The organism is Vibrio sp. Vb1127 (assembly GCF_033338735.1).
In the GTDB taxonomy this organism is placed as follows: Bacteria; Pseudomonadota; Gammaproteobacteria; order Enterobacterales; family Vibrionaceae; genus Vibrio; species Vibrio alginolyticus.
In genome coordinates this window covers 177227-202425 of the sequence record NZ_JAWOTF010000003.1, presented here as the reverse complement: position 1 = coordinate 202425, position 25199 = coordinate 177227, and the positions used below count along the sequence as shown (strand labels likewise).

Annotated in this window: 22 protein-coding genes and 2 tRNA genes; 5 read left to right on the top strand and 19 right to left on the bottom strand. The window is 44.8% G+C overall.

Going from position 1 to position 25199, the window contains the following annotated elements; all coding sequences use genetic code 11:
• The first annotated feature begins 99 nt into the window (after window positions 1-99).
• Window positions 100-1113 carry a ubiquinone anaerobic biosynthesis protein UbiU gene (locus R7H07_RS07025; RefSeq protein ID WP_065274795.1) on the top strand — a complete coding sequence of 338 codons (1014 nt, stop codon included), beginning with the start codon at window positions 100-102 and terminating at the stop codon, window positions 1111-1113.
• Window positions 1114-1133: 20 nt separating this feature from the next.
• Window positions 1134-2012, top strand: a complete 879-nt coding sequence (locus R7H07_RS07020; protein WP_065275085.1) for a U32 family peptidase — start codon at window positions 1134-1136, stop codon at window positions 2010-2012.
• 53 nt (window positions 2013-2065) lie between these two features.
• Here R7H07_RS07020 and R7H07_RS07015 read toward each other — a convergent pair whose 3' ends face one another.
• From R7H07_RS07015 to rlmE, 17 genes are all read right to left on the bottom strand, one after another.
• Complete coding sequence (locus R7H07_RS07015; protein WP_206959598.1) at window positions 2066-3412, bottom strand: MATE family efflux transporter; 1347 nt, start codon at window positions 3410-3412, stop codon at window positions 2066-2068.
• Between the two features lie 124 nt (window positions 3413-3536).
• Window positions 3537-3959, bottom strand: a complete 423-nt coding sequence (locus R7H07_RS07010) for a MarR family winged helix-turn-helix transcriptional regulator (protein WP_005380103.1) — start codon at window positions 3957-3959, stop codon at window positions 3537-3539.
• 99 nt (window positions 3960-4058) lie between these two features.
• Window positions 4059-4979 (bottom strand): lipoprotein NlpI, encoded by a 921-nt coding sequence (nlpI, locus tag R7H07_RS07005; protein WP_005380101.1) that lies wholly within the window; start codon window positions 4977-4979, stop codon window positions 4059-4061.
• A 178-nt stretch (window positions 4980-5157) separates the two neighbouring features.
• Window positions 5158-7293, bottom strand: a complete 2136-nt coding sequence (pnp, locus tag R7H07_RS07000; protein WP_054574827.1) for a polyribonucleotide nucleotidyltransferase — start codon at window positions 7291-7293, stop codon at window positions 5158-5160.
• 292 nt (window positions 7294-7585) lie between these two features.
• Window positions 7586-7855, bottom strand: a complete 270-nt coding sequence (rpsO, locus tag R7H07_RS06995) for a 30S ribosomal protein S15 (protein ID WP_005380094.1) — start codon at window positions 7853-7855, stop codon at window positions 7586-7588.
• Between the two features lie 141 nt (window positions 7856-7996).
• Entirely contained in the window at window positions 7997-8950 is a 954-nt protein-coding gene (gene truB / locus R7H07_RS06990) for a tRNA pseudouridine(55) synthase TruB (protein WP_017820421.1), read from the bottom strand.
• Window positions 8950-9345 (bottom strand): 30S ribosome-binding factor RbfA, encoded by a 396-nt coding sequence (gene rbfA / locus R7H07_RS06985; RefSeq protein ID WP_005380087.1) that lies wholly within the window; start codon window positions 9343-9345, stop codon window positions 8950-8952. The genes truB and rbfA overlap by 1 nt, the downstream gene beginning before the upstream one ends.
• Before the next feature lie 114 nt (window positions 9346-9459).
• Window positions 9460-12171, bottom strand: coding sequence for a translation initiation factor IF-2 (gene infB, locus R7H07_RS06980; protein WP_005380086.1), 2712 nt, complete (start codon window positions 12169-12171; stop codon window positions 9460-9462).
• Between the two features lie 22 nt (window positions 12172-12193).
• Entirely contained in the window at window positions 12194-13681 is a 1488-nt protein-coding gene (nusA, locus tag R7H07_RS06975) for a transcription termination factor NusA (RefSeq protein ID WP_005380084.1), read from the bottom strand.
• 36 nt (window positions 13682-13717) lie between these two features.
• Window positions 13718-14173, bottom strand: coding sequence for a ribosome maturation factor RimP (rimP, locus tag R7H07_RS06970; protein ID WP_005386424.1), 456 nt, complete (start codon window positions 14171-14173; stop codon window positions 13718-13720).
• A 225-nt stretch (window positions 14174-14398) separates the two neighbouring features.
• Window positions 14399-14475: transfer RNA gene (locus R7H07_RS06965), tRNA-Met, on the bottom strand.
• 56 nt (window positions 14476-14531) lie between these two features.
• Window positions 14532-14615: transfer RNA gene (locus R7H07_RS06960), tRNA-Leu, on the bottom strand.
• Window positions 14616-14631: 16 nt separating this feature from the next.
• Complete coding sequence (secG, locus tag R7H07_RS06955; RefSeq protein ID WP_005380080.1) at window positions 14632-14970, bottom strand: preprotein translocase subunit SecG; 339 nt, start codon at window positions 14968-14970, stop codon at window positions 14632-14634.
• A 220-nt stretch (window positions 14971-15190) separates the two neighbouring features.
• Window positions 15191-16531 (bottom strand): phosphoglucosamine mutase, encoded by a 1341-nt coding sequence (gene glmM / locus R7H07_RS06950; protein ID WP_005388992.1) that lies wholly within the window; start codon window positions 16529-16531, stop codon window positions 15191-15193.
• A gap of 19 nt (window positions 16532-16550) precedes the next feature.
• On the bottom strand, window positions 16551-17381 hold the full coding sequence (gene folP, locus R7H07_RS06945; protein WP_017820419.1) for a dihydropteroate synthase: 831 nt from the start codon (window positions 17379-17381) through the stop codon (window positions 16551-16553).
• 52 nt (window positions 17382-17433) lie between these two features.
• Window positions 17434-19407, bottom strand: coding sequence for an ATP-dependent zinc metalloprotease FtsH (ftsH, locus tag R7H07_RS06940; RefSeq protein ID WP_017635895.1), 1974 nt, complete (start codon window positions 19405-19407; stop codon window positions 17434-17436).
• A 108-nt stretch (window positions 19408-19515) separates the two neighbouring features.
• Window positions 19516-20145, bottom strand: a complete 630-nt coding sequence (rlmE, locus tag R7H07_RS06935) for a 23S rRNA (uridine(2552)-2'-O)-methyltransferase RlmE (protein ID WP_104975562.1) — start codon at window positions 20143-20145, stop codon at window positions 19516-19518.
• Between the two features lie 138 nt (window positions 20146-20283).
• On the opposite strand from rlmE, the gene yhbY reads away from it, so the two are divergent.
• Entirely contained in the window at window positions 20284-20580 is a 297-nt protein-coding gene (yhbY, locus tag R7H07_RS06930; RefSeq protein WP_005380066.1) for a ribosome assembly RNA-binding protein YhbY, read from the top strand.
• Window positions 20581-20664: 84 nt separating this feature from the next.
• Here the strand turns inward: yhbY and greA are convergent, their stop codons facing one another.
• The gene (gene greA / locus R7H07_RS06925) at window positions 20665-21138 is read right to left on the bottom strand and encodes a transcription elongation factor GreA (protein WP_005380065.1); all 474 of its coding nucleotides are present in this window, start codon (window positions 21136-21138) and stop codon (window positions 20665-20667) included.
• A 545-nt stretch (window positions 21139-21683) separates the two neighbouring features.
• On the opposite strand from greA, the gene R7H07_RS06920 reads away from it, so the two are divergent.
• Both R7H07_RS06920 and dacB read left to right on the top strand, forming a co-directional pair.
• Complete coding sequence (locus R7H07_RS06920) at window positions 21684-22706, top strand: porin (RefSeq protein ID WP_005380064.1); 1023 nt, start codon at window positions 21684-21686, stop codon at window positions 22704-22706.
• Between the two features lie 186 nt (window positions 22707-22892).
• The gene (gene dacB / locus R7H07_RS06915) at window positions 22893-24314 is read left to right on the top strand and encodes a serine-type D-Ala-D-Ala carboxypeptidase (RefSeq protein ID WP_053349847.1); all 1422 of its coding nucleotides are present in this window, start codon (window positions 22893-22895) and stop codon (window positions 24312-24314) included.
• Here the strand turns inward: dacB and R7H07_RS06910 are convergent.
• On the bottom strand, window positions 24293-25138 hold the full coding sequence (locus tag R7H07_RS06910; RefSeq protein ID WP_005380062.1) for a magnesium transporter: 846 nt from the start codon (window positions 25136-25138) through the stop codon (window positions 24293-24295). The two genes, dacB and R7H07_RS06910, sit on opposite strands and share 22 nt — an antisense overlap.
• Window positions 25139-25199: the final 61 nt, after the last annotated feature.

The following is a 25199-nucleotide window of genomic DNA, read 5'->3' as shown; positions in this document are numbered from 1 at the left end:
TATCGACTTTATTGAGCTAAACCTAACTTAGGTCAATTTCGCTATTCATAATTCTTCATAAAATGCGGACACCTTTTTATTCTCAATGATTGTGAGCATATGGAACTCTTGTGTCCCGCGGGTAACCTGCCTGCGTTAAAAACTGCGATTGATTGCGGTGCCGATGCCGTCTACATTGGTTTCAAAGATGATACCAACGCCCGTCACTTTGCTGGCCTCAACTTTAACGGCAAGAAATTAGAAAAAGCGGTGCAATACGTTCATGACCGCAATAAAAAAATTCATGTCGCGTTGAATACCTTCGCTCATCCCAATGGCTTCGAGCGCTGGACGAACGCAGTAGACAATGCAGCGGCACTGGGTGTAGACGCGCTGATTGTTGCAGACATTGCAGTGCTGGAGTACGCGGCTCGCAAATATCCCCATCTGGAACTACACCTTTCAGTGCAAGCATCAGCGACCAACGTCGCAGCCATTGATTTTTACAAACAAAACTTCAACGTAAAACGGGTAGTGCTACCCCGCGTTTTATCGATTCATCAGGTCAAACAGCTCTCACGCAACATCACTAGCGATGTCGAGTTAGAAGTCTTTGCTTTTGGTAGCCTTTGTATCATGTCTGAAGGTCGCTGCTACCTATCGTCATACATGACAGGTGAGTCTCCAAACACTGTGGGAGCATGCTCTCCAGCTAAGTACGTTCGCTGGCAAGAAACAGAAAATGGTCTGGAATCCCGCCTTAACAACATTTTGATCGATCGCTACAGCGCCGGTGAAAATGCGGGCTACCCTACCTTGTGTAAAGGTCGTTTCGAAGCAGAAATCGAAGGCGAGAAAAAACGCTACCACGCACTGGAAGAACCAACCAGTTTGAACACCCTCTCTATGCTGCCAGAACTATTTGCTGCAAATGTGGCTTCCGTAAAAATTGAGGGTCGCCAACGTAGCCCTGCTTACGTAGAACAAGTCACTCGAACATGGCGAGCCGCGATTGACCGTTACCAAGCAAACCCAGAAGCTTACCAAGTCGAAGCGGCTTGGGATGCCGCATTGGCAAACGTGTCTGAAGGTACGCAGACCACACTTGGTGCTTATCACCGCAAATGGCAGTAGAGGTTAAGATGGATAATTCAATGAAATACGCGCTTGGCCCGCTGTTGTACTTCTGGCCAAAACAAGACATCGAAGCGTTTTATGAACAAGCGAAATCAAGCTCCGCGGACATCATCTATCTTGGGGAAACCGTATGTTCAAAACGTCGAGAAATGAAGCCTTCGCATTGGCTTGAAATCGCAAAAGAGCTGTCTGCATCTGGCAAGCAAGTGGTGCTATCAACGATGGCACTACTAGAAGCTCCGAGTGAAGTAAACATAATGAAGAAGTACATCGACAACGGTGACTTCGCGATTGAGGCAAATGACGTATCTGCTGTTCAATTGGCATCAGAGCATAAAGTGCCTTTCGTCGTTGGTCCTGCAATCAATACTTATAACGCACACACGCTCAACTTATTTTTGAAGCAAGGTATGATGCGTTGGTGCATGCCTGTCGAGCTCTCTCGCGAATGGTTAAACGATACTTTAGTTCAGTGTGACGAGCTTGGTATTCGTAACAAGTTTGAAGTTGAGGTATTTAGCCACGGTTATTTGCCTTTAGCGTATTCCGCTCGCTGTTTCACAGCCCGAGCTGAAAACCGAGCGAAAGACGATTGCGAAACCTGCTGTATCAAATACCCTACGGGAATCCAGGTCAGTAGCCAAGAAGGGCAAGAAGTCTTTAACCTTAACGGCATTCAAACACAATCAGGGTATTGTTATAACCTGATCAATGACTTACCAAGTATGCAAGGCCTGGTTGATGTGGTCCGATTAAGCCCTCTCGGTGTGAGTACACTTTCTGAGTTAGAGCATTTTCGCTCAAACGAGCACGGCGACAACCCTGAAAAACTTGAAAGCCGCCAATGCAATGGCTATTGGCATCAGCTAGCTGGCTTAGAAGTAAAAAACATTTAGCTCCCCAAAAAAGAAAAGCGAGGCCCAACCTCGCTTTTCTCTATCAGCCATTGTTAACAGGCTTGCACTGTTGGCTCAGCCGAAGTTTCATTAAGCAGCTTTTTCACATCTCGCCACAACATACTGATCACGACCAAACTCAATGCAATGTTAGACAATGGGAAAGCTAACCAAATGCCTGTCACGCCGAAAAGTTTCGGCATAATGAATAAGAATGGCAACTGGACCAGCATGTTGCCTAGTGTGACAAACATGGCTTTGCTGCCTTTGTTTACTGATTGATAGTACGCGGCCGCCACAACTAAAAAACCATCTAAGAACAACGCAAACATGTGTAAACGAATCCCGATCACCGAGCTATCAATCAACTGTTGGTCTGCATTATTAAACACCGCAACCAGTTCGTACGGAAAAAGGTTCATCAAAACAACGAACGCCACCCCACCAAGCACAGATGTCCCCATCGCGACCTTTAATAACTTTCTGATGTTCTCCTGATTACGTGCACCGTGGTTGAAGCTCACTAAAGGCTGCATACCATTCGCAATTCCTTCGGCTATCAGATAGTAAACCGTCACGATGTACCCCAAAATGGCGTACGCTCCGATCAACATTGCACTTCCGTATTGAGCAAATAACGCGTTGTGCAGTGCCACCATCACAGAGCCGTAGGCGTACATAAAGAAACTTGATGTACCTATCATGATAATCTTTGGTGCAGCATCAACCTGAACTTTGAAGTCGCTGATACGAAGGCGTAATGTTGCTTTTGAAGTAAAGAAGTAACCAATACCTAGCACAGTGACCACTAATTGTGCAAGTGCAGTGGCAATAGCGGCTCCGGTTAACTCCCACTCCAACCAAGCAATAAATACGTAGTCTAATACAATGTTAATAACGGCACCGATGACCATCAAAATCGTTGCTAAGTTCGGGCTGTCGTCATTGCGCAACAGAAACGGAACCGCGATAGAACCCAACGTGAATACGCACGCGACAATCAGAACATGCAAATATTGCAGCGCAAGTTCAAACACTCGCCCTTCCGCTCCTTGCCAGCGAATAAATTCATCCGAAAACAAAAACAATATTGTAGCAACGATCGGCATCAATGCCGCTAACAACGTCAATCCGGTCGTTAGGATTCGCTTAGCACCTTCATGATCGTTCTCTCCTTGCTTGATCGAAGTCAGCGCACCAGTCCCCACCCCAATCATCATTCCTATACCGAGGATCGAACCGATAATAGGCCACGCAACATTGATCCCAGCTAATCCGTCAGCGCCAACATAACGGCCAATAAAAATGCCATCAACTATTTGATACAAACCGTTCACGAGCATTGCTGCGACGGTTGGAATCGTATATTTCCAAAACTGTCTATAAATTGAGTTTTGCATGACTGTCACCAGTAGTTAGCAAAGCTAACCATTTAATTAGCAAGGCTAACTAAATGGTTAAATTAAATAAAAGAAAGATGAAACAACAAAAACTAAACCATACAGCTGAGGCCTTTGCTTTAGTTTAAAATGACTTATTACTCAACGCTTTATTCAATAAAGCTTGTAACTGCTCAGCTTCTTGCTGATTTAATTGTTGCATCATTTGGTCAGAGATATCTTTGTACACTACCTGCTCCAAAGACATTTTTTCTGCGACTTCTTCCGTAAGCAACACACGCTTAGCACGAGCATCCTCATTACATGCGATGCGTTTCACCAAACCCTTTTTTTCCAAACGCACAACCATTGTCGATGCGGAAGGCTTAGTCACTTGCAGCTCTTCTGCAAGATCGGTTATTCGCACACCCTCAGGGTAAACCTGAATCACACGTAAATAATCGAACTCATTAAAGCTTAGATGTGATAATGGATCTTCTTTGGCATAGACACGCCAAGCTTTGGCGCAAAAACGCTCTAAATCAATCAAGCTTTCTTCTAATGCCATAAAAGCCACCACCACTTAGTTAGCAAGACTAACTATTTTAAATGAGTCACTCATCAAGTTCAATCATAAAAAAAGCCGCTCTCATCGAGCGGCTCTAAATCATTCAATTTCCAGCTTCTTGGCGGCCTTTAACTTGGCCAATCTATCTTGCTGTAATTGATCGTAAATTTGCGCCAACTCCAAGAAAGAATAGCGATGCTCAACATAATCGTAAACGTTGAACGAAATCGCGAGCTTATAAAGTGAGATGGCACTTGCGATATCACCTTCAAGCTGATTACGCTTTCCAAGGTAGAAATACGTTTCCGTCAATCGTTCAGCTAGGCGATAGTTCTCTCTCGTTCCATCCATAATTGCTTTAAGCGCGTCTTCGTCCGAGACGTCTCGTAGCATGATGGCAACAAGAACCCACCCCCACTCTTCACTACGATCTCGTAAATAACGCTGTTGAAGATTGGCTTTTGCTTGCTCTGGATTTTGCTCAGCTTCGATGATGTACAGCCATAATGAACGAAAAGGATCCGTTGGCATTTCTTGATAATGCTTGGTCATATCTTCTAAAGCGAGATCGATTCGGCCACCATAATACAGTGCAATCGCACGGTTGCGCTCAGCATAGGTATTATCAGGAGCCAACTCTATGGTCGAGTCAAACGCTTCATATGCCGCATCAAACTCTCCTACTTGGGTAAAGTATACTCCCAAAAGATTGAAGATGTCCGGCTGAGCAGGATTCAACTGCAAAGACTGGTTAAAGTCCAAACGGGCAAGATCACGCAAACCAACGCTGTCGTAGTAGCTACCGCGCTCATAATGCATTTTAGCGCGCACTTCATCACTAAGGTCGGGACGTTGTAGCAACTGCGAGAGACGCGCGATTTGTACTTCTTGTTGAACACTAGGCTGAAGTGGCACCGCCATCGGTGGATATAACCACTTTTGTGCTGATTGTTGAGAAGTATTTGCACAACCGGTCAGCGCGATAGCAACACATAAAATTGCGGTTTGAAACCATTTCACTAATTGATACTCCTGTTTGGACCGCTCAAGATTTGTTTCTCTTAATGCAATATAGGCGATAACCTCGTTTGAGGTTAATACATCGAAACAAACCAAAAAAGGGGAGCGAAAATGCTCCCCTTTTATAACATGCTTTCAGGCCCTTAATCTAATAAAAGGCTGAAAGTCTCATTTTGTCTTACTCGTCTTTAGCAGCCGGTGCTTCAGCAGCAGCTTCTTCAGCTGGCTTTTCTACCGCTTCTTTCATGCTTAGACGTACACGGCCTTGGCGGTCGATTTCAAGAACTTTAACTTGAACTTCTTGACCTTCAGCTAGGTAGTCAGACACTTTCTCTACGCGTTTTTCTGCGATTTGAGAAATGTGTACAAGACCATCTTTGCCTGGAAGAACCGTTACGAATGCACCGAAGTCAGCTAGACGTGCAACTTTACCTGTGTAGATACGGCCCACTTCCACTTCAGCAGTGATCTCTTCGATACGGCGGATAGCTTCTTTCGCAGCAGTGCCTTCAGTTGCCGCAATCTTGATAGTACCGTCGTCTTCGATTTCGATAGTTGTACCAGTCTCTTCAGTTAGAGCACGGATAACTGCACCACCTTTACCGATAACGTCTTTGATCTTCTCAGCGCTGATCTTCATCGTGTGAATACGCGGAGCAAATTCAGAGATGTCTTCACGAGCACCAGAGATTGCTTCATCCATTACAGATAGGATGTGCTTACGTGCGCCTTGAGCTTGGTTAAGCGCAATTTGCATGATTTCTTTAGTGATGCCTTCGATCTTGATGTCCATTTGAAGTGCAGTGATACCAGTGTTAGTACCTGCTACTTTAAAGTCCATGTCACCTAGGTGGTCTTCATCGCCAAGGATGTCAGAAAGTACAACGAAATCGTCACCTTCTTTAACAAGACCCATTGCGATACCAGCAACAGATGCTTTGATTGGCACACCCGCGTCCATAAGTGCAAGAGAAGTACCACATACTGAAGCCATTGAAGATGAACCGTTAGATTCAGTGATTTCCGATACAACACGTACTGTGTATGGGAACTCATCAACAGAAGGCATTACTGCAGCAATACCACGCTTCGCCAGTTTACCGTGGCCGATTTCACGACGCTTAGGAGAACCTACAAAACCAGTTTCACCTACACAGTATGGAGGGAAGTTGTAGTGCAGTAGGAAGTGATCTTTACGCTCACCAGTTAGCTCATCGATGATTTGAGCATCACGCTGAGTACCTAGCGTTGCCGTAACGATCGCCTGAGTTTCACCACGAGTGAATAGCGCGCTACCGTGAGTACGAGGAAGAACACCAGTACGTACATCTAGTGCACGAACCATGTCTTTTTCACGGCCATCGATACGAGGGTTACCTGCAATAATACGGCTACGTACTACTGTCTTCTCTAGATCATGGAAGATAGTGTGGATTTCTTTTGTGTCTGCTTCAGGATCTTCAGCAAGAAGAACTTCATTTACTTCCGCAGCGATCTCATGGATGCGGTCGTAACGAGCCATTTTCTCAGTAATTTGGTAGGCTTCAACAAGTTTAGCTTCTGCTAGATCAGCAATCTTATTTTTAAGCGCTGTGTTCTCTTCAGGAGCAACCCAATCCCAAGCAGGAGTTGCAACTTCTGCTTTGAATTCGTTGATAGCTTTAATAGCAACTTGTTGTTGGTCATGACCATAAACAACCGCCGCTAGCATTTCTTCTTCAGTTAGGTTGTCCGCTTCTGACTCAACCATCAATACTGCTGACTCTGTACCTGCAACAACAAGGTCAAGCTTAGAAGTTTCTAGTTCAGTTTGGCTAGGGTTAAGTACAAGCTGACCATCGATATGACCAACACGCGCCGCACCGATAGGGCCGTTGAATGGAATGCCAGAGATAGCAAGAGCAGCAGAAGTACCGATCATTGTAACGATATCTGGCTGAACATCTGGGTTTACAGACATTACTGTCGCGATAACCTGAACTTCGTTTTTAAACGCGTCTGGGAATAGCGGACGGATTGGACGGTCGATTAGACGAGCTGTTAGCGTTTCGCCTTCAGAAGGACGACCTTCACGTTTGAAGAAGCCGCCTGGGATTTTACCCGCAGCGTAAGTACGCTCTTGGTAGTTAACCGTTAGTGGGAAGAAGTCTTGACCTGCAACGGCTTCTTTTTTACCTACAACAGATACGAATACAGACGTATCATCCATTGTGACCATAACTGCTGCTGTAGCTTGACGTGCAATAACGCCAGTTTCTAAAGTAACTGTGTGGTTACCGTACTGGAACGTTTTAACAACTGGTTTTTCGAACATTGTTATTCCTTGTTTCTAATCTTCCTTTAGTGCTTAAAGAAATCTTAGATGTGTTAATTGACACTCAAGGCATTACGAATCGCGACTAGTAAAAAGAAACTCGGAAGTTCCTTTTGAATAGTCGCGACCTTTTGGTCGACGTGGTTGACTGTAATGCTATGAGCTTTTGAGAAAACCTCTTACAAGGTTTAGCCGCCAGTATTATAACGGCATAAGTCTAATTTGGCTAAATTTAGGCAACAAAAAAGGGGCATAAAGCCCCTTTTTAGACAAACTGCTATGCAGTCGCTGATTAGCGACGTAGGCCTAGACGTTTGATTAGGTCTTGGTAGCGAGCTAGGTTTTTACCTTTTAGGTAATCTAGAAGCTTACGACGACGAGAAACCATGCGTAGAAGACCACGACGGCTGTGGTGATCGCCTTTGTGCGCTTTGAAGTGACCTTGTAGGTGGTTGATAGAAGCTGTAAGTAGAGCTACTTGAACTTCTGGTGAACCAGTGTCGCCTTCGCCTTGTGCGTATTCTGCAACGATTGCTGCTTTAGTTTCTGCATTCAGAGACATAATTCTCTCCTAATAAGAGTAGGTTTAAAGTTGTAGCAGCCAATCTCTGATTCAGCCGCTACGCGAAGCGCGGATTATAGGGAAATTTCCTATCTCGTGCAATATAAAAATACCGACACTCAGGTCGGTATTTTCAATCATTTACTTGGATGCAACGTCATCTCGGAACACGACCAATCGCTTAGGAGCGATTTTGCCATCTTCGTTCATTTCGCCAACGCCAATAAACAAGCGTTCTTCACCCATAGTAAGGCGAAGTGAGCCCTCTGTCGGAGCACCAAATACTTGAACGGGCTGCCCATGTTGGACCATATCCGCCAGTTCAGGCACCAAGTTGACTTCTGGTAAGTCTTCTACCGCTGTATCCATTGGCAAAAGCAGTGGGTCCAGTAGTTCTCGAGGCGCTCGTTCCTCGCGGTGAGCTTGCTCTAGCAACTCATTTAGTTGCTCAAGTGTTACCATATTCTCGTAAGGGTATTTAGCAACACCAGTACGACGAAGCATAGTTACGTGCGCACCACAACCTAACATTTCGCCCAGATCATCAACGATAGTACGAATATAGGTACCTTTAGAGCAGTGCACTTCCATCTCTACTTCATCGCCTTCAAAACGGTGAAGAACAATCTCATATACCGTGATCTTACGAGATTCACGCGGAACTTCGATGCCTTTACGAGCGTATTCATACAAGGGTTTACCTTGATACTTCAACGCAGAGAACATGGAAGGCACTTGATCAGATTCACCACGGAACTGATCGATGCACGCTTCTAGCTTGTCTAACGTAACATCGACTGGACGCGTCTCTACAACTTCACCATCCGAGTCAGACGTATTGGTACGTTCACCCAGCTTTGCGATCACACGGTAGCGTTTATCAGAATCAAGAAGAAACTGAGAAAATTTTGTCGCTTCACCCAAGCAAATTGGCAGCATGCCTGTCGCTAATGGGTCCAAGGCTCCAGTGTGGCCTGCTTTCTCAGCAAAGTAGATTCGCTTTACTTTTTGCAGTGCATCATTGGAAGAGATACCTGTTGGTTTGTCCAACAGTATAACGCCATTAATTGGACGACCTTTACGACGACGAGCCATTATTCTTCGTCCTCACGACCAGAATCTTTTTGCTTTTGTTTGTCTGAACTAACGACTTCAGACACTAGGTTAGACATACGCATACCTTCAACAAGCGTATTGTCATAGTGGAAGCGGATTTCTGGCGTTAAACGTAGACGAATACGCTTACCTAACATCATGCGAATGTGCACTTCGTGCTCACGTAGCGCTGCTAGACATGATTCAGGTGTTTGCTCACCCACACACAGGAAGGTCACAAATACTTTTGCGTAAGCTAGGTCACGAGAGACTTCTACGTCTGAGATCGTCACCATGCCAAGGCGAGAGTCACGAACTTCACGTTGAAGGATCATCGCTAGTTCTTTTTGCAGCTGCTGTGCAACGCGCTGCGTGCGGCTAAATTCTTTTGACATATCTTTACTCTTATATAGAAAGAATGGGGGGTTGGTCAAAGCCAGCCCCCCATGGTGTATTCAACAACCAATTACTACTTATCTTTCAAAGACAATATTAGTAATTTTAGTCAATTAGTCTAGAGTACGTTTAATTTCAACGATTTCGAAGACTTCGATTTGGTCACCAACGCGAACATCATTGTAGTTCTTAACGCCGATACCACATTCGTAGCCATTCTTAACTTCTTGAACGTCATCTTTGAAACGACGTAGTGACTCTAGTTCACCTTCGTAAATAACAACGTTATCACGTAGTACACGGATTGGGTTGTTACGCTTGATCACACCTTCTGTAACCATACAACCAGCGATAGCGCCCAGTTTCGGTGACTTAAACACGTCACGAACTTCAGCAAGACCAATGATCTCTTGCTTGAATTCTGGAGCAAGCATACCGCCCATTGCTTGTTTCACTTCATCAATCAATTGGTAAATGATTGAGTAGTAACGTAAGTCAACAGCTGCGGCTTCAACAGCACGGCGAGCAGAAGCATCTGCACGAACGTTAAAGCCAAGGATGATTGCGTTTGAAGCTTCCGCTAGTACTACGTCAGTTTCCGTAATACCACCTACACCAGAACCAACGATGTTCACTTTAACTTCGTCAGTAGATAGCTTAACTAGTGAGTCAGCGATTGCTTCTACAGAACCTTGAACGTCTGCTTTAAGTACAACGTTAAGTTCAGCAACTTCACCAGCAGTCATGTTAGAGAACATGTTCTCTAGTTTAGATTTCTGCTGACGAGCAAGTTTCACTTCACGGAACTTACCAGCACGGTAGTTAGCTACTTCACGCGCTTTACGCTCGTCACGAACTACTGTTGCTTCATCACCTGAAGATGGTACACCTGAAAGACCTAGGATCTCTACAGGGATAGATGGGCCAGCCGAAGTAATTTCTTTACCTAGCTCATCACGCATTGCACGAACACGGCCGTATTCTTGACCACAAAGAACGATGTCGCCTTTGTTTAGTGTACCTGATTGAACAAGTACTGTTGCAACTGGACCACGACCTTTATCTAGGCGAGATTCAACAACAACACCAGATGCCATGCCCTCAGCTACAGCTGTAAGTTCAAGAACTTCAGACTGAAGAAGGATTGCTTCTAGAAGACCATCGATGTTTGTACCCTGTTTAGCAGAGATGTGAACGAACATGTTCTCACCGCCCCACTCTTCAGGAATAACGTCGTATTGAGCAAGCTCGTTCTTAACGTTATCTGGGTTCGCGTCTTCTTTATCGATCTTGTTCACAGCAACAATTAGAGGAACGCCTGCCGCTTTCGCGTGCTGAATCGCTTCTACTGTTTGTGGCATTACGCCATCGTCTGCTGCAACTACAAGAACAACGATATCTGTTGCTTGAGCACCACGAGCACGCATTGCAGTAAACGCTGCGTGTCCAGGAGTATCAAGGAACGTGATCATGCCGTTGTCTGTTTCAACGTGGTACGCACCAATGTGCTGAGTAATACCACCCGCTTCGCCAGAAGCAACGTGTGTGCGACGGATGTAGTCAAGTGTTGACGTTTTACCGTGGTCAACGTGACCCATGATAGTAACAACTGGAGCACGTGGAACTGCTTCCGCGTTAGTGTCACGGTCAGATAGTACCGCTTCTTCCAGTTCGTTCTCTTTACGAAGAACTACTTTATGGCCCATTTCTTCAGCAACAAGTTGTGCTGTTTCTTGGTCGATCACTTGGTTGATAGTCGCCATAGCGCCCATCTTCATCATTACTTTGATAACTTCTGTCGCTTTAACCGACATCTTGTTAGCAAGTTCTGATAGAACGATCGTTTCGCCAATTACAACGTCTTGCTTAGCAACCGTTGCTGACTTATCAAACCCGTGCTGCATTGAAGTCGGCTTAGCAAGTTTGCCCTTACGACCTCTACCGCCACGTTGGTTGTTACGGCCTCCGCGAGCTTGGTCGTCTTTACCCGAAGCTGCTTTTTTCTTCTTACGACGACCGCCTTCTACTTTGCGATCTGCTTCATCTTCGGCTTCACGTGCGTATTGTGAAGTCGTTACATGGTAATCTGTATCTTCCATATCACCCTTTTTCTCTTCTGCAGCAGACCAACGCTCTTTATTCTTTTCAGCCAATTCGCGAGCTTCTTCAAGCTTGCGCTGACTTTCCTCTTCAGCCTTACGCTTAGCTTCTTCTTCCTGACGACGTTTAAGCTCGTCGGCCTCTTTTCGCGCTGCTTCTTGCTTAATTTTCTCTTCAGCATCACGCTTTGCTTTTTCTTCAGCATTACGTTGTGCATTCGTATCTACGTCTCGCTTCGCTTTTTCTTCAGCTTCACGTTTCGCTTTTTCTTCCGCTTCACGTTTTGCAGCTTCTTCAGCTTCACGTTTTGCAGCTTCTTCAGCTTCACGTTTTGCAGCTTCTTCTGCTGCACGTTTTGCTGCTTCTTCTGCTTCACGTTGTGCTGCTTCTTCAGCTTCACGTTTCGCTTCATCTTCAATTGTGCTGCGCTTCACGTATGTACGTTTTTTGCGCACCTCAACCTGAACATTCTTACTCTTACCACCACCCGCGTTCACACTAAGTGTACTACGAGTTTTACGCTGAAGCGTAAGGCGAGTCGGCTCTGAATCACCTGATTTATCACCGTGTTCTTTCTTTAAATGAGAGAGAAGCTTCTGCTTCTCTTCATCAGTAACATTGTCAGAGCTCGCCTTTTTAATGCCAGCGTCAGCAAGTTGTTCAATCAAGCGGTCGACTGGCGTACCAATCTCATCACTCAGTGCTTTAACTGTTAATTGTGTCATGCCGCTTCCTCCTTGCCGAAAATTATGCTTCTTCGCCGAACCAACAGATGTTACGTGCGGCCATAATTAGCTCACCTGCACGTTCCTCGGTCAGGCCTTCGATACCTTCTAAATCGTCAATACCTTGGTCAGCAAGATCTTCCAGTGTCGCTACACCTTTCGCTGCCAATTTAAATGCCATCTCACGCTCAAGACCTTCAAGTGCAAGTAGGTCCTCAGCTGGTTCTAGACCTTCAAAAGACTCTTCTTGTGCTAGTGCGATCGTCGTTAGTGCATCTTTTGCACGTCCACGAAGCTCTTCGATTAGTTCTTCATTCAAACCATCGATTTCTAGTAGCTCGTTAACTGGCACGTATGCGATTTCTTCTAGCGTTGAGAAACCTTCTTCAACAAGAAGTTGAGCGAAGTCTTCTTCAATATCTAGGTACTTCATGAAGTTTTCAATAGATGCTTGTGATTCTTCAGCGTGTTTCTTCTGAAGATCAGCAACTGTCATAACATTCAGTTCCCAACCGGTTAGTTGAGATGCTAGACGCACGTTTTGACCGTTACGACCAATAGCTTGCGCTAGGTTGTCAGCTTCAACTGCGATGTCCATTGAGTGTGCATCCTCATCAACGATGATAGAAGCAACATCAGCTGGCGCCATTGCGTTGATAACGAATTGAGCTGGGTTATCATCCCAAAGAACGATATCGATACGCTCACCACCAAGTTCGCCAGAAACAGCTTGTACACGTGCACCACGCATACCAACACACGCACCTACAGGGTCGATACGTTTGTCATTTGTTTTGACAGCGATCTTAGCGCGAGAACCAGGATCACGTGCCGCGCCTTTCAACTCGATAATATCTTCTGCGATTTCAGGCACTTCAACACGGAACAGTTCTGCCAACATTTCTGGCTTAGAACGAGTGATGAACAATTGGAAACCACGTGCTTCAGGCGCGACTTTGTAAAGAAGGCCACGTACGCGGTCGCCTGGACGGAAGTTTTCACGAGGAAGTTGGTCATCACGCAGGATTACCGCTTCAGCGTTATTACCAAGATCAAGCACGATTGTGTCACGGTTTACTTTTTTCACGACACCAGTGATTAGATCACCTTCATTGTCGATGAACTGTTCAACGATTTGTGCGCGCTCAGCTTCACGAACTTTTTGTACGATAACTTGCTTAGCAGTTTGAGTCGTAATACGGTCAAACGTTACTGATTCGATTTCGTCTTCTACGTAGTCGCCAAGCTCGATTGAATCATCTTCGTATTGCGCTGCTTCTAGTGAGATCTCTTTTGTAGGGTTCTCAACGTCATCAACAACTAACCAACGGCGGTAAGTGACAAACTCACCGGTTTTACGGTCAATGGCAACACGTACGTCGATTTCGATTTCGTATTTTTTCTTTGTAGAAGTTGCTAGAGCAATCTCAAGAGCCTCAAAGATACGCTCACGAGGTACCGCTTTTTCGTTCGATACCGCTTCTGCTACCGCTAAAATTTCTTTACTCATTGTATTTAGCCTCTAAGCTTAAACTTTTTTAGGGAACTAAAATTTAGGGATCAGGTTAGCTTTGGAAATGTTACTTAGAGCAAACTCTTCTTGCTGACCGTCTACAGTAATTGTCACTGTTTCGCCATCAACACCGTGGATAATACCTTTCCACTTACGACGGTTTGCTACAGCCATTTTCAATACGATGCTGACCTCGTGACCAATAAATTGCTCGTAATGTGCTGCTTTAAAAAGTGGTCTTTCTAAACCTGGAGAAGACACTTCTAGGCTGTAAGCAACAGAAATTGGATCTTCAACGTCTAAAACTGCACTAACTTGGTGGCTAACTTCTGCACAGTCGTCTACGTTAATACCATTTTCATGGTCAATGTAGATACGTAACGTTGAGTGCGCGCCTGCACGAATGAATTCTAATCCAACTAACTCATAACCTGATGCCGCTACTGGCGCGTCAAGCATTTCAGTAAGTTGTCTTTCTAAACCAGTCATTTAACCACTCCAGAAACAAAAAAAGGGCTCAGAGCCCAATCAAAAAACCAAGCAGTATCTGAGCTATTTCAAAAAGCTCAGATAACAAAAAACCCCGATAGTCGGGGTTTTATGCTGCTGGACCCTGATACGTTAAGAATAGCCAACAATTGCTTTTCTTAACTCGTAGTGTGGTTAGCACTACGCAAACTTGCCAATCTACGATTTCCTTTTAAAGAAAGAGATTGGTTGCGGGGGCCGGATTTGAACCGACGACCTTCGGGTTATGAGCCCGACGAGCTACCAAGCTGCTCCACCCCGCGTCCGACTTGCTGAGCATTATACTCGCAAACAAGTGATTTACAAGTTTGTAAATACATGGTGCCGAGAGAGGGACTCGAACCCTCACACCTAAGGCACTAGCACCTCATGCTAGCGTGTCTACCAATTTCACCATCTCGGCATCAAAACCTTACAGCTTATTGAGGAATTTCATCACCCGCAGGGGCAGGAACTTCACTCGCTGCGTCCTTAACTTGTTCAACAACTGGTTGACCTAACGTTGGGTCTACCCATTGTGATTCAGTCTGGTGCGTAGACATACGACCAAGTAACAAGCTAACGATAAAGAATACGGTTGCTAAAATAGCAGTTGTTCGGGTTAAGAAATTACCTGAGCCGCCAGCACCAAACACTGTGTTTGAAGCACCAGCACCGAACGAGGCTCCCATATCTGCGCCTTTACCTTGTTGAATCAACACAAGGCCAATCACACCAAGCGCTGCCAACAGGTAAATCACAAGTAGAACTGAAAACATTTTTTCCACCTATGTTCCAAATTGTTGAGCCAGCGCCGTTCAAAAGAACAAATCATAATGAACAAGGCTAGCGACCTCCTAACGGGAGGCGGAGCAATACTAGCGAAAGCCAGTAACGCTGACAAGGGAAAATTAGTAAAAAATCAATGCCAATGCGTTAAGCGCTCAAAAAAAGGGCAAAAGATGCCCTTTTCATTCAAGACATGCTTTAACGCAATGATTAACAACTTGCTTTAACAGCCTCAGCGATTTTCAATGCTGAGTGTTGAACTAGTTCACCATCTTCGCCTTCCACCATAACGCGGATCAAAGGCTCAGTGCCAGACTTACGCAGCAGTACACGCCCTTTATCACCAAGTGTCGCCTCTACTTCAGCGACAGCGTTTAATACAGCTGTAGCTTCAAGAGGGTTACTTTCTCCTGAGAAACGGACATTTTCTAAAACCTGAGGATATAATGTCATTCCTTGCGATAGTTCATATAAAGACATATCGCTGCCAATTACAGAAGCAAGTACTTGAAGTGCAGCAACAATCGCATCGCCGGTTGTGACTTTATCTAATAAGATCACATGGCCTGAGTTTTCAGCACCAATTTTCCAACCTTTTTCTAGCAGTTGCTCCATGACATAACGGTCACCAACAGCAGCACGTACAAACGGAATGCCTAGCTGCTTTAAACCATTTTCCATACCCAAGTTAGTCATTAGTGTACCAACAACACCACCCTTTAGCTCACCACGACGAAGTGCATCACGAGCGATGATATAAGCAATTTGGTCACCATCAACTTTGTTACCTAGGTGGTCGACCATAATGATGCGGTCACCATCACCATCAAATGCGAGACCAAGATGCGCTTGCTCTTCAACAACACGCTGTTGAAGAGCTCGTACGTCTGTTGCGCCCACTTTTTCATTAATGTTGATGCCGTTAGGCTCTACGCCCATAGCGATAACTTCTGCCCCAAGTTCTTTGAAAACATTTGGAGCGATGTGGTACGTTGCACCGTGCGCACAGTCTACTACGATCTTAAAGTTCGCAAGGCTCAACTCAGATGGGAAAGTACTCTTACAGAATTCGATGTAACGACCAGCTGCATCATTTAGGCGGGTTGCTTTACCAAGCTCAGCAGACTCCACACATTCAATTTCTTTATCTAACTCAGCTTCGATCGCCAATTCGATATCGTCAGGTAGCTTAGTACCCTCAGAAGAAAAGAATTTAATGCCGTTGTCGTAATATGGGTTATGTGATGCAGAAATCACAATACCAGCCTCGGCACGGAAAGTCTGAGTTAAATATGCCACAGCTGGAGTTGGCATGGGACCAGTAAATGTTGCTTTAAGTCCCGCAGCTGCAAGGCCAGCCTCTAGTGCAGATTCAAGCATATAACCTGAAATACGTGTATCTTTACCTATGATAACTTTCTTTGTGCCTTGTTTCGCTAGTACACGACCAGCAGCCCAGCCAAGCTTAAGTACGAAGTCTGGAGTGATTGGGTATTGTCCTACTTTACCGCGCACACCGTCAGTACCAAAGTAACGTCTTTCATTCGACATAAACTTTCCTTTATTATTTTTAAATATTGTTTTTCGTCATCTCAACAACTTTCATCGCTTCGATTGTCTCTTCAAAGTCATGCACGCGAATGATCTGCGCGCCTTTCATCGCGGCAATCGTAGCACAAACGACACTTGCGTTCGTACACTCTGCCGCTGGCTTGTCTAACAGTTTGAAGATCATGGATTTACGAGACATGCCAGCCAAAATAGGCAGGCCGAATTCATGAAACTTTTCAAGATGAGCAAGCATATGATAATTGTGTTCGATTGTTTTGCCAAAGCCAAACCCAGGATCGAGAATCAGTTGAGATTTATCAATCCCTGCTGCTTCACACGCCGCGATACGTTCTTCTAGAAAAGCCGACACGTCCCCCATTAAATCATCATAATGAGGGTCAACTTGCATGGTCCTAGGCTGACCTTTCATATGCATCAGACAAATTGGAAGGTTTGCTTCTGCTGCGACTTCCAGAGCACCTGGCTCTTGCAGCGAGCGGATGTCATTGATCAAATCAGCCCCAGCATCAATTGCTTGACGCATCACTTCTGCTTTACTGGTGTCAACGGAAATCCATACATCATATTTTTCACGAATGGCTTTGATTACTGGGACAACACGCCTAAGCTCTTCTTCCAAAGACACATCCGGTGCACCAGGTCTTGTTGATTCACCACCAACATCAACAATACTTACACCAGCCTTTATCATTTTATCAACTTGAGCAAGAGCAAGTTCAATTGAGTTGTATTTACCGCCATCCGAAAAGGAATCCGGTGTCACATTTAGAATGGCCATGACATGTGGACGCGAAAGGTCCAAAGATTTGTTATTTGCTGTAATCATCATCATAAACACAAAAACCCCGAGATAACTCGGGGTTTAATATTATCGATACTCTTTATTCAGAGTCTTTCTTTTCAGGCGCTTCGTTAGAAGTTGTTTCAGAAGAGCTAGGCTGTTCTGCATCTTTCGCAGTCTCCGTTGCTTCTTCTTTAACTTCTTGCTTTGCTTGAGGCTTGTCGCTGTCTTCTGGTTTGCTTGCTGAGTTATCACTCCAGCCCGCAGGCTCACGAATTTCAGCTTTGCGCTCCATTAAGTCATCAATCTGGCGAGCATCAATGGTTTCATACTTCATCAGCGCATCTTTCATCGCATGCATGATATCCATGTTCTCTTGAAGAATCTTCTTCGCACGATCGTAGTTGCGGTCAATGATCTGACGAACTTCGTCATCAATCAACTTCGCTGTATCGTCAGACACATGTTTAGTCTGAGTTACACTACGCCCTAAGAACACTTCGCCTTCATCTTCTGCATACAGCAGAGGGCCAAGCTTTTCAGAGAAACCCCATTGAGTAACCATCTTACGAGCAATATCTGTTGCGCGCTCGATATCATTAGAAGCACCGGTTGATACTTTGTCAGCACCGTAGATAAGTTCTTCTGCTAAACGACCACCGTACAAGCTAGAAATCATTGATTCTAGGTGTTGGCGAGACATACTCACGCGGTCCTGCTCTGGAAGGTACATTGTTACACCCAACGCACGACCACGTGGAATGATAGACACTTTGTACACTGGATCGTGTTCAGGAACCAAGCGACCAACAATCGCGTGACCCGCTTCGTGGTATGCGGTTGACTCTTTCACTTCCTCAGACATCACCATTGAACGGCGCTCAGCACCCATCATGATTTTGTCTTTCGCCAGTTCAAACTCAACCATAGAAACGTTGCGCTTGTTACCTCGCGCAGCAAACAAGGCTGCTTCGTTAACTAAGTTTGCTAGGTCAGCACCAGAGAAGCCTGGTGTACCACGTGCGATGAGAGAAGGCTCTACATCACCCGCTAGAGGGACCTTACGCATGTGAACTTTTAGGATCTGTTCACGGCCACGTACATCTGGAAGACCAACTACTACTTGGCGGTCAAAACGACCAGGACGCAGTAGCGCAGGGTCTAGCACGTCCGGACGGTTAGTCGCAGCGATAACGATAATACCTTCGTTACCTTCGAAACCATCCATCTCAACGAGCATTTGGTTTAGTGTTTGTTCACGTTCATCATGACCACCACCAACACCTGCGCCACGTTGACGGCCTACCGCATCGATCTCATCGATAAAGATGATACAAGGTGCAGCTTTCTTTGCTTGTTCAAACATGTCACGCACACGAGATGCACCAACACCAACGAACATTTCTACGAAATCAGAACCAGAGATAGTAAAGAATGGTACTTTCGCCTCACCGGCAATGGCTTTCGCTAGAAGCGTTTTACCCGTACCAGGAGGACCAACCATTAGAACACCCGTTGGAATCTTACCGCCTAGTTTTTGGAAGCGGCTTGGATCGCGTAGGTAGTCCACCAGTTCTTTCACGTCTTCTTTTGCTTCGTCACAACCAGCAACGTCAGCAAAAGTTGTCTTGATTTGTTCTTCGCTCATCATTCGAGCTTTGCTCTTACCAAAAGACATGGCGCCTTTACCACCGCCGCCTTGCATTTGACGCATGAAGAAAATCCATACACCAATTAGTAAGATCATTGGGAACCAAGAGATGAAGATAGTACCAAGCAAGCTTTGCTCTTCTGGAGGCGTGCCTTGTACTTTCACGTTTTGGTTAATTAGGTCATCTAGAAGCTTTTGGTCATACACTGGCATGTAAGTGACCATTTTGGCACCGCCGCCACGACGAACAAAGCTAATTTCACCGTCTTTAAAAGTTGCTTCTTGAATCTGGCCTTGGCCAACTTCCTGTACAAACGTGGTGTAATCCACGGTTCTGCCATTGCTTTCTCCAGGGCCAAAGCTCTGAAATACCGACATCAATACGACGGCGATAACAAGCCACAGAATTAAATTTTTTGCCATGTCACTCAAGGTGTAAGCCTCTCGATAACTAATTGTAATTAAAGGTAGGGTACTACAGTTCATTAACTGTAGCTATAGTGTTAACACGCTCTCAAGAGAGCAAAATGGTTAACCTTTGTAACCAGTGGCTACGACGAAGACCTCTCGAGAGCGAGCTCGCGATGAGTCTGGTTTTCTAATTTTTACGGCTTTAAACATGTCTCGGACTTCTTTCACATACTGATCGAAGCCTTCCCCTTGGAAAACCTTTACGACAAAGCTACCATTAGGCGCTAGAACTTGTCGACACATATCTAAAGCTAATTCAACTAAATACATAGCGCGAGGTTGATCAACAGAATTGTTTCCCGCGATGTTAGGCGCCATATCAGACATTACTACGTCTACCATGGAAGGTTGGATCCTTTCTAGCAAAGCGTCCAATACCGCATCATCACGAAAGTCGCCTTGTAAAAAGCTAACGCCAGCAATCGGGTCCATAGGAAGCAAGTCACACGCAATGATCTGCCCACTGTCCCCTACTATCTTAGCAGCATATTGAGACCATCCGCCCGGCGCGGCCCCCAAGTCGACGACTGTCATTCCAGGCTTTAACAATTTATCTTTCGTTTGAATCTCATCGATCTTGAAATAAGCACGTGAGCGGTAGCCTTTTTTTCGGGCTTCATTCGCGTATTTATCATCAAAGTGTTCTTTCAACCAACGACCAGAACTAGCCGAATGTTTTTGTTTACTCATTTTAATCCCAACAAGGCACAAATTGGAGCTATTGTTTTAATAGGCGCTACCTATTACTCAATAAATTATAGTCTTCAGCAATAGATGGCGTTAAAATAGCTTTTTTCAACCCTTATTTTAAAGAAAATTGGCCGCGTAATGAACCTAAGCACCAAACAAAAGCAGCACCTTAAAGGCCTAGCTCACAGTTTAAAACCTGTTGTGCTAATGGGCGCAAATGGACTTACAGAAGCCGTGCTAGCAGAAATTGAAATCGCTCTTAACCATCACGAACTTATCAAAGTAAAAGTTGCTTCGGAAGATCGTGAAACAAAACAGCTAATCATCGACGCTATCGTACGTGAGACGGGCGCTGAAAAAGTTCAGACTATTGGTAAAGTGCTTGTGCTATACCGCCAGTCTGAAGAGCGTAAAATCGAAATCCCTCGTAAGTAACTCTACTTACGTTGCTGAAGAAAAAAGGTCGCCTGAGGCGACCTTTTTGCGTTTTATCAGAGTAATAATGCTACTCCAAACGACTTAGATATATTCTACTCGGTCAATTTCGAAGTCTTTCGCGCCACCCGGAGTTTGAATAGCAACTTCATCGCCTTCCATCTTACCAATCAGGCCACGAGCAATAGGTGAGCTCACTGAAATGCGACCTGCTTTGATATCGGCTTCGTCATCACCAACGATTTGGTACGTTTTTTCTTCTTCGGTGTCGATATCAATCAAGGTTACGGTTGAACCAAAAATAACTTTACCCGTGTTCTCCATCTTCGTTACATCAATAACTTGAGCAACTGACAGTTTGTATTCAATGTCACGGATTTGTGCTTCACAAATGCCCTGCTCTTCACGAGCGGCGTGATATTCAGCATTCTCTTTTAAATCACCTAGCTCACGAGCTTCAGCAATTGCCTCTGAGATCTGAGGACGTAGTTTAAGTAGACGATCGAGTTCTGCACGTAGCTTTTGCTCGCCACGTAGTGTCATTGGAACTTTTTCCATTTTATAACCTCAAGCCCAAATGGGTCTTTGGACAAAAAAAGCCCACCCTGTCATAGGACTGGGTAGTGCGCTTAAAGATGTATTTCGTTTAGTGTAAACAAACTCCCGGACGAAATCATCTTAATTCGAAAGACAGCAAGACTATGCCTTTTCGGCATAATGATATAACTCACTTTTAGAGCGGTTCTAGGGCGAATCACCTTCTCAATTTATTGAAAAACAACACTGTTCATTACACCAAAAACCTCAAAAAAGATAAAAACTAATCAATGTCAGGCCAATGTCATTGCCAATAATTTCAATAAAAAACAGTAAGTTAAATAAAAACAACGCACAATTGAACAGTGTTCATCAGTGGGATTTATATCATTTTACTAACTCATACGGAAACTTTAGCAGTAAAACATGTCCAGCGAGTTGTTAGATCAATGGCTTACAAGTGCGAACTATATCGCTCAATTAGCCAATTTTGGACCAACAACTTGTGAGAGATCACCTCTCCCCCATACAACAATGATTATGGACAGCTAACTAGGACAAATAAGATGAAAAAGACTCTAATTGCTCTTTCTGTATCTGCAGCAGCTATGGCAACTGGCGTAAACGCAGCTGAACTTTACAACCAAGACGGTACTTCTCTAGAAATGGGCGGCCGTGCTGAAGCACGTCTATCTATGAAAGATGGCGACGCTCAAGACAAATCTCGCATCCGTCTAAACTTCCTTGGTAAACAAGAAATCAATGACAACCTATACGGTGTTGGTTTCTGGGAAGGTGAATTTGAGACTGCTCAAAACGGTACTGTAGACGGCGACGACAAGAGCGATCTAGAAACTCGTCTTGCTTACGCTGGTCTTGGCGGTGCTTACGGTGAGTTCGCATACGGTAAAACTGAAGGTGCACTAGGCGTTATCACTGACTTCACAGATATCATGGCTTACCACGGTAACTCTGCAGCAGACAAACTAGCTGTATCAGACCGTACAGACAACATGATGGCTTACAAAGGCCAGTTTGAAAACCTAAGCGTAAAAGCAAGCTACCGCTTCGCTGATCGTATGGAAAACAAAAACACTGGTGAGTACTACGACAACAAACAAGACGGTTACTCTCTATCTGCAATCTACGCTCTAGCTGACACTGGTCTTGAGCTAGGTGCTGGTTACGCAGATCAAGACAAAGCTAACGAGTACATGCTAGCTGCATCTTACACAATGTCTGATCTTTACTTCGCTGGTGTATTCACTGACGGCGAGAAAATGGAAGATTCAAACAACAGTAACACAGTTGATTACACTGGTTACGAGCTAGCGGGTGCTTACACTCTAGGCCAAACAGTATTTACAACATCATACAACAATGCAGAAACTAACAACGAAACTTCTGCAAACAACTTCGCTGTTGATGCTTCTTACTACTTCAAGCCTAACTTCCGTGGTTACATTTCTTACAACTTCAACCTGATTGATGCAGGTGACAAGTTTGGTTCAACTGACACTAGCAAAACAGTTGCAACTAAGATCGATGCTGAAGACGAGCTAGCTCTAGGTCTACGTTACGACTTCTAATTCCGGTCTTTGACTAGAATATCGAATGCCCGCTTTAAGCGGGCATTTTTTATACTTCATTTTAAGCAGCGCGCCTTTCTCTCGTGTCTCATTCATGAAGACATTTGAAGCATTTCTTTAGTTACCTAGCATATTGAAAGGACTTGCGTATACTCAATCACATAACTCACCTTAGAAAGTATCATTATGCGTTTACGTTGGCTCTTGCTCATATTCTCTTCATTACTTTCTGCTTTTTCACAAGCGTACCCTCATCAAGAGGTGTTGCCTGAAGGCGCCCGCATCAGTTTAGTTGCGGAGAAACTCAGTGAAAATGCTGAGCTTGACGGTGTTCATCCTACCGAACAACTGTTCCCACCAGCGAGTACATTAAAAATCGTCACCGCATTAGCCGCAAAGCTAGAACTGGGTGATAATTTCCGGTTTCGAACCAAGCTGGAAACGTCGAACTCAGATGCAGTGATTTACTTTGTCGGCGACCCAACACTCCAAACCAACGACTTAAAATCACTTCTCACTCTAGCTAAGAAAAATGGCTTAAAACGGATTAACGGTGACCTATGGCTCGATAACAGCGCATTCACTGGTTATAACCGTGCGGTGGGCTGGCCGTGGGATATCTTGGGAGTTTGCTACAGCGCTCCGGCATCGACCATCACACTCAATAACAACTGTGTACAAGCCTCTATCTATACACAAAAAGATGGTGGAACGCGGGTCTACGTACCAGAGCATCAACCTATTCGTGTCACAAGTACCGTAGAAACAGTTTCTAAAACCATTAAGAAAAGTCGTCATTGTGACTTAGGTTTAGTTGCAAATCCCGATAACAACTACAAGCTAACAGGGTGCTTGGTTGAAAGAGACAAACCATTGCCACTGAAATTTGCGGTTCAAGACCCTGAGCGTTACACCAGTCAAAGGTTGGCGACTTTGCTCAAGGAGCTCAACATTGGGGTATCAGGAAAGATTAGGGTCGGTACGGCGCCAGAAAAGCAGCGAAAGCTCATCGCAATGCATCAATCAAAGGCCTTACCAGACATTCTTGAAGATATGCTCAAAAACTCTGACAACTTGATTGCCGACACATTAACCAAAACACTTGGTGCTAAATTTTTCGTTCAGCCAGGCAGTTTTACTAACGGTACAGAAGCGATCAAGCAGATCATTTTCGCCAACACTGGTATTGATATTCGTAATGCGCGCCTAGAAGACGGCTCAGGACTTTCGCGAAATAACCGTATCTCCGCGACCAAGATGGCTGAAATGCTGCGCTATATTTGGAAGCATGAAAACGAACTCAAATTGATTGCCATCATGCCGAAATCAGGTGAATCCGGCACATTAAAGTACCGACAAAGTATGCGAAAACTTCCAATTAAAGGACAGCTGATAGCGAAAAGTGGCTCTATCTACGGGACTTACAATATGGCTGGATATGGCTTGGATAAAAATGGTCAACCTAACACCATTTTTGTTCAGTTTGTTTCAGACTACTTCCCAGAAAAACGGGACGACAACACACCTGTCATCGCCCCGATTACACATTTTGAGCAGCTTTTTTACAATGACATTGTGAACTTTAGTCAGGCAATACCTAAGAAATAGTTCACCACGTTAAAGTAAATCCACATTCCTGAAATATCGACGATAGACGCAAGAACTGGACTCACCAATACGGCTGGGTCCAACTTGCAAGCTCGTGCAATAATTGGCAACAGCCCGCCCAATGTTGTAGAAATGGTGACTTGAATGAACAGCGCAACTGCTATTGCCAGTGCGATATCGGTCAGTTCAAAGCCTCCTGTTGATTGTCCTGCACTAAATAACATAATGCGTCCAATCATCACGATAGCGATTGCTAGCGCAATAAATAGAGCGACTCGGCTCTCTTTCCACAAAACTTCTAACCATTGGCGTTTTTTTAACTCTCCAGTAGCAAGAGCACGAATCACCAAAGTTGCTGCTTGTGTTCCTGTGTTACCACCAGCAGCTGCAATCACTGGCATGTACACTGCAAGTAAAACAAGCTGACTAAGGGTGTCCTCATACTGAGCGATGATCAAGCCTGACACTATCCCTAAAAGAGCCAGCGCAATGATCCATCCAATACGCTGTTTTACATGCCCTAAAACACTAGTTGATAAATAACCATCGGGTGTATCAACTTCAGACATATGCAGACCCAGTTGGTGAGCATAATGACGTGCGCGTTTGTCATGACCTGCTTGCTCAAGTTGAGCAATAAGACTATTCACATAGCCGACAGAGCAATGCTGTAAAATACCTACAGCCTCATCAATCGGCATAACCGTAAGCAAATGGACTTGTTGCTCTTGCTCGTACTGCAAGAATGCATTGCGAGCTGCACCAATTTCTACTTCAGAAAAGTTTGGTGTTGTTTCAATAAAAGTGTTGTTCATTACCGTCATGGCGAATCTCCCGATTGGCATTGGTAACGACCATCGACAAAGCATGAAAAGCCACTCTTGC

Coding starts and splice junctions, on each gene's coding strand:
- R7H07_RS07025 (WP_065274795.1), top strand. CDS start 100: ATGGAACTCTTGTGTCCCGCGGGTAACCTGCCTGCGTTAAAAACTGCG.
- R7H07_RS07020 (WP_065275085.1), top strand. CDS start 1,134: ATGAAATACGCGCTTGGCCCGCTGTTGTACTTCTGGCCAAAACAAGAC.
- R7H07_RS07015 (WP_206959598.1), bottom strand. CDS start 3,412: ATGCAAAACTCAATTTATAGACAGTTTTGGAAATATACGATTCCAACC.
- R7H07_RS07010 (WP_005380103.1), bottom strand. CDS start 3,959: ATGGCATTAGAAGAAAGCTTGATTGATTTAGAGCGTTTTTGCGCCAAA.
- pnp (WP_054574827.1), bottom strand. CDS start 7,293: ATGTTCGAAAAACCAGTTGTTAAAACGTTCCAGTACGGTAACCACACA.
- rpsO (WP_005380094.1), bottom strand. CDS start 7,855: ATGTCTCTGAATGCAGAAACTAAAGCAGCAATCGTTGCAGAATACGCA.
- truB (WP_017820421.1), bottom strand. CDS start 8,950: ATGGCTCGTCGTCGTAAAGGTCGTCCAATTAATGGCGTTATACTGTTG.
- rbfA (WP_005380087.1), bottom strand. CDS start 9,345: ATGTCAAAAGAATTTAGCCGCACGCAGCGCGTTGCACAGCAGCTGCAA.
- infB (WP_005380086.1), bottom strand. CDS start 12,171: ATGACACAATTAACAGTTAAAGCACTGAGTGATGAGATTGGTACGCCA.
- nusA (WP_005380084.1), bottom strand. CDS start 13,681: ATGAGTAAAGAAATTTTAGCGGTAGCAGAAGCGGTATCGAACGAAAAA.
- rimP (WP_005386424.1), bottom strand. CDS start 14,173: ATGACTGGTTTAGAAAGACAACTTACTGAAATGCTTGACGCGCCAGTA.
- secG (WP_005380080.1), bottom strand. CDS start 14,970: ATGTTTTCAGTTCTACTTGTGATTTACCTGTTGGCAGCGCTTGGTGTG.
- glmM (WP_005388992.1), bottom strand. CDS start 16,531: ATGTCGAATGAAAGACGTTACTTTGGTACTGACGGTGTGCGCGGTAAA.
- folP (WP_017820419.1), bottom strand. CDS start 17,381: ATGATGATTACAGCAAATAACAAATCTTTGGACCTTTCGCGTCCACAT.
- ftsH (WP_017635895.1), bottom strand. CDS start 19,407: ATGGCAAAAAATTTAATTCTGTGGCTTGTTATCGCCGTCGTATTGATG.
- rlmE (WP_104975562.1), bottom strand. CDS start 20,145: ATGAGTAAACAAAAACATTCGGCTAGTTCTGGTCGTTGGTTGAAAGAA.
- yhbY (WP_005380066.1), top strand. CDS start 20,284: ATGAACCTAAGCACCAAACAAAAGCAGCACCTTAAAGGCCTAGCTCAC.
- greA (WP_005380065.1), bottom strand. CDS start 21,138: ATGGAAAAAGTTCCAATGACACTACGTGGCGAGCAAAAGCTACGTGCA.
- R7H07_RS06920 (WP_005380064.1), top strand. CDS start 21,684: ATGAAAAAGACTCTAATTGCTCTTTCTGTATCTGCAGCAGCTATGGCA.
- dacB (WP_053349847.1), top strand. CDS start 22,893: ATGCGTTTACGTTGGCTCTTGCTCATATTCTCTTCATTACTTTCTGCT.
- R7H07_RS06910 (WP_005380062.1), bottom strand. CDS start 25,138: ATGACGGTAATGAACAACACTTTTATTGAAACAACACCAAACTTTTCT.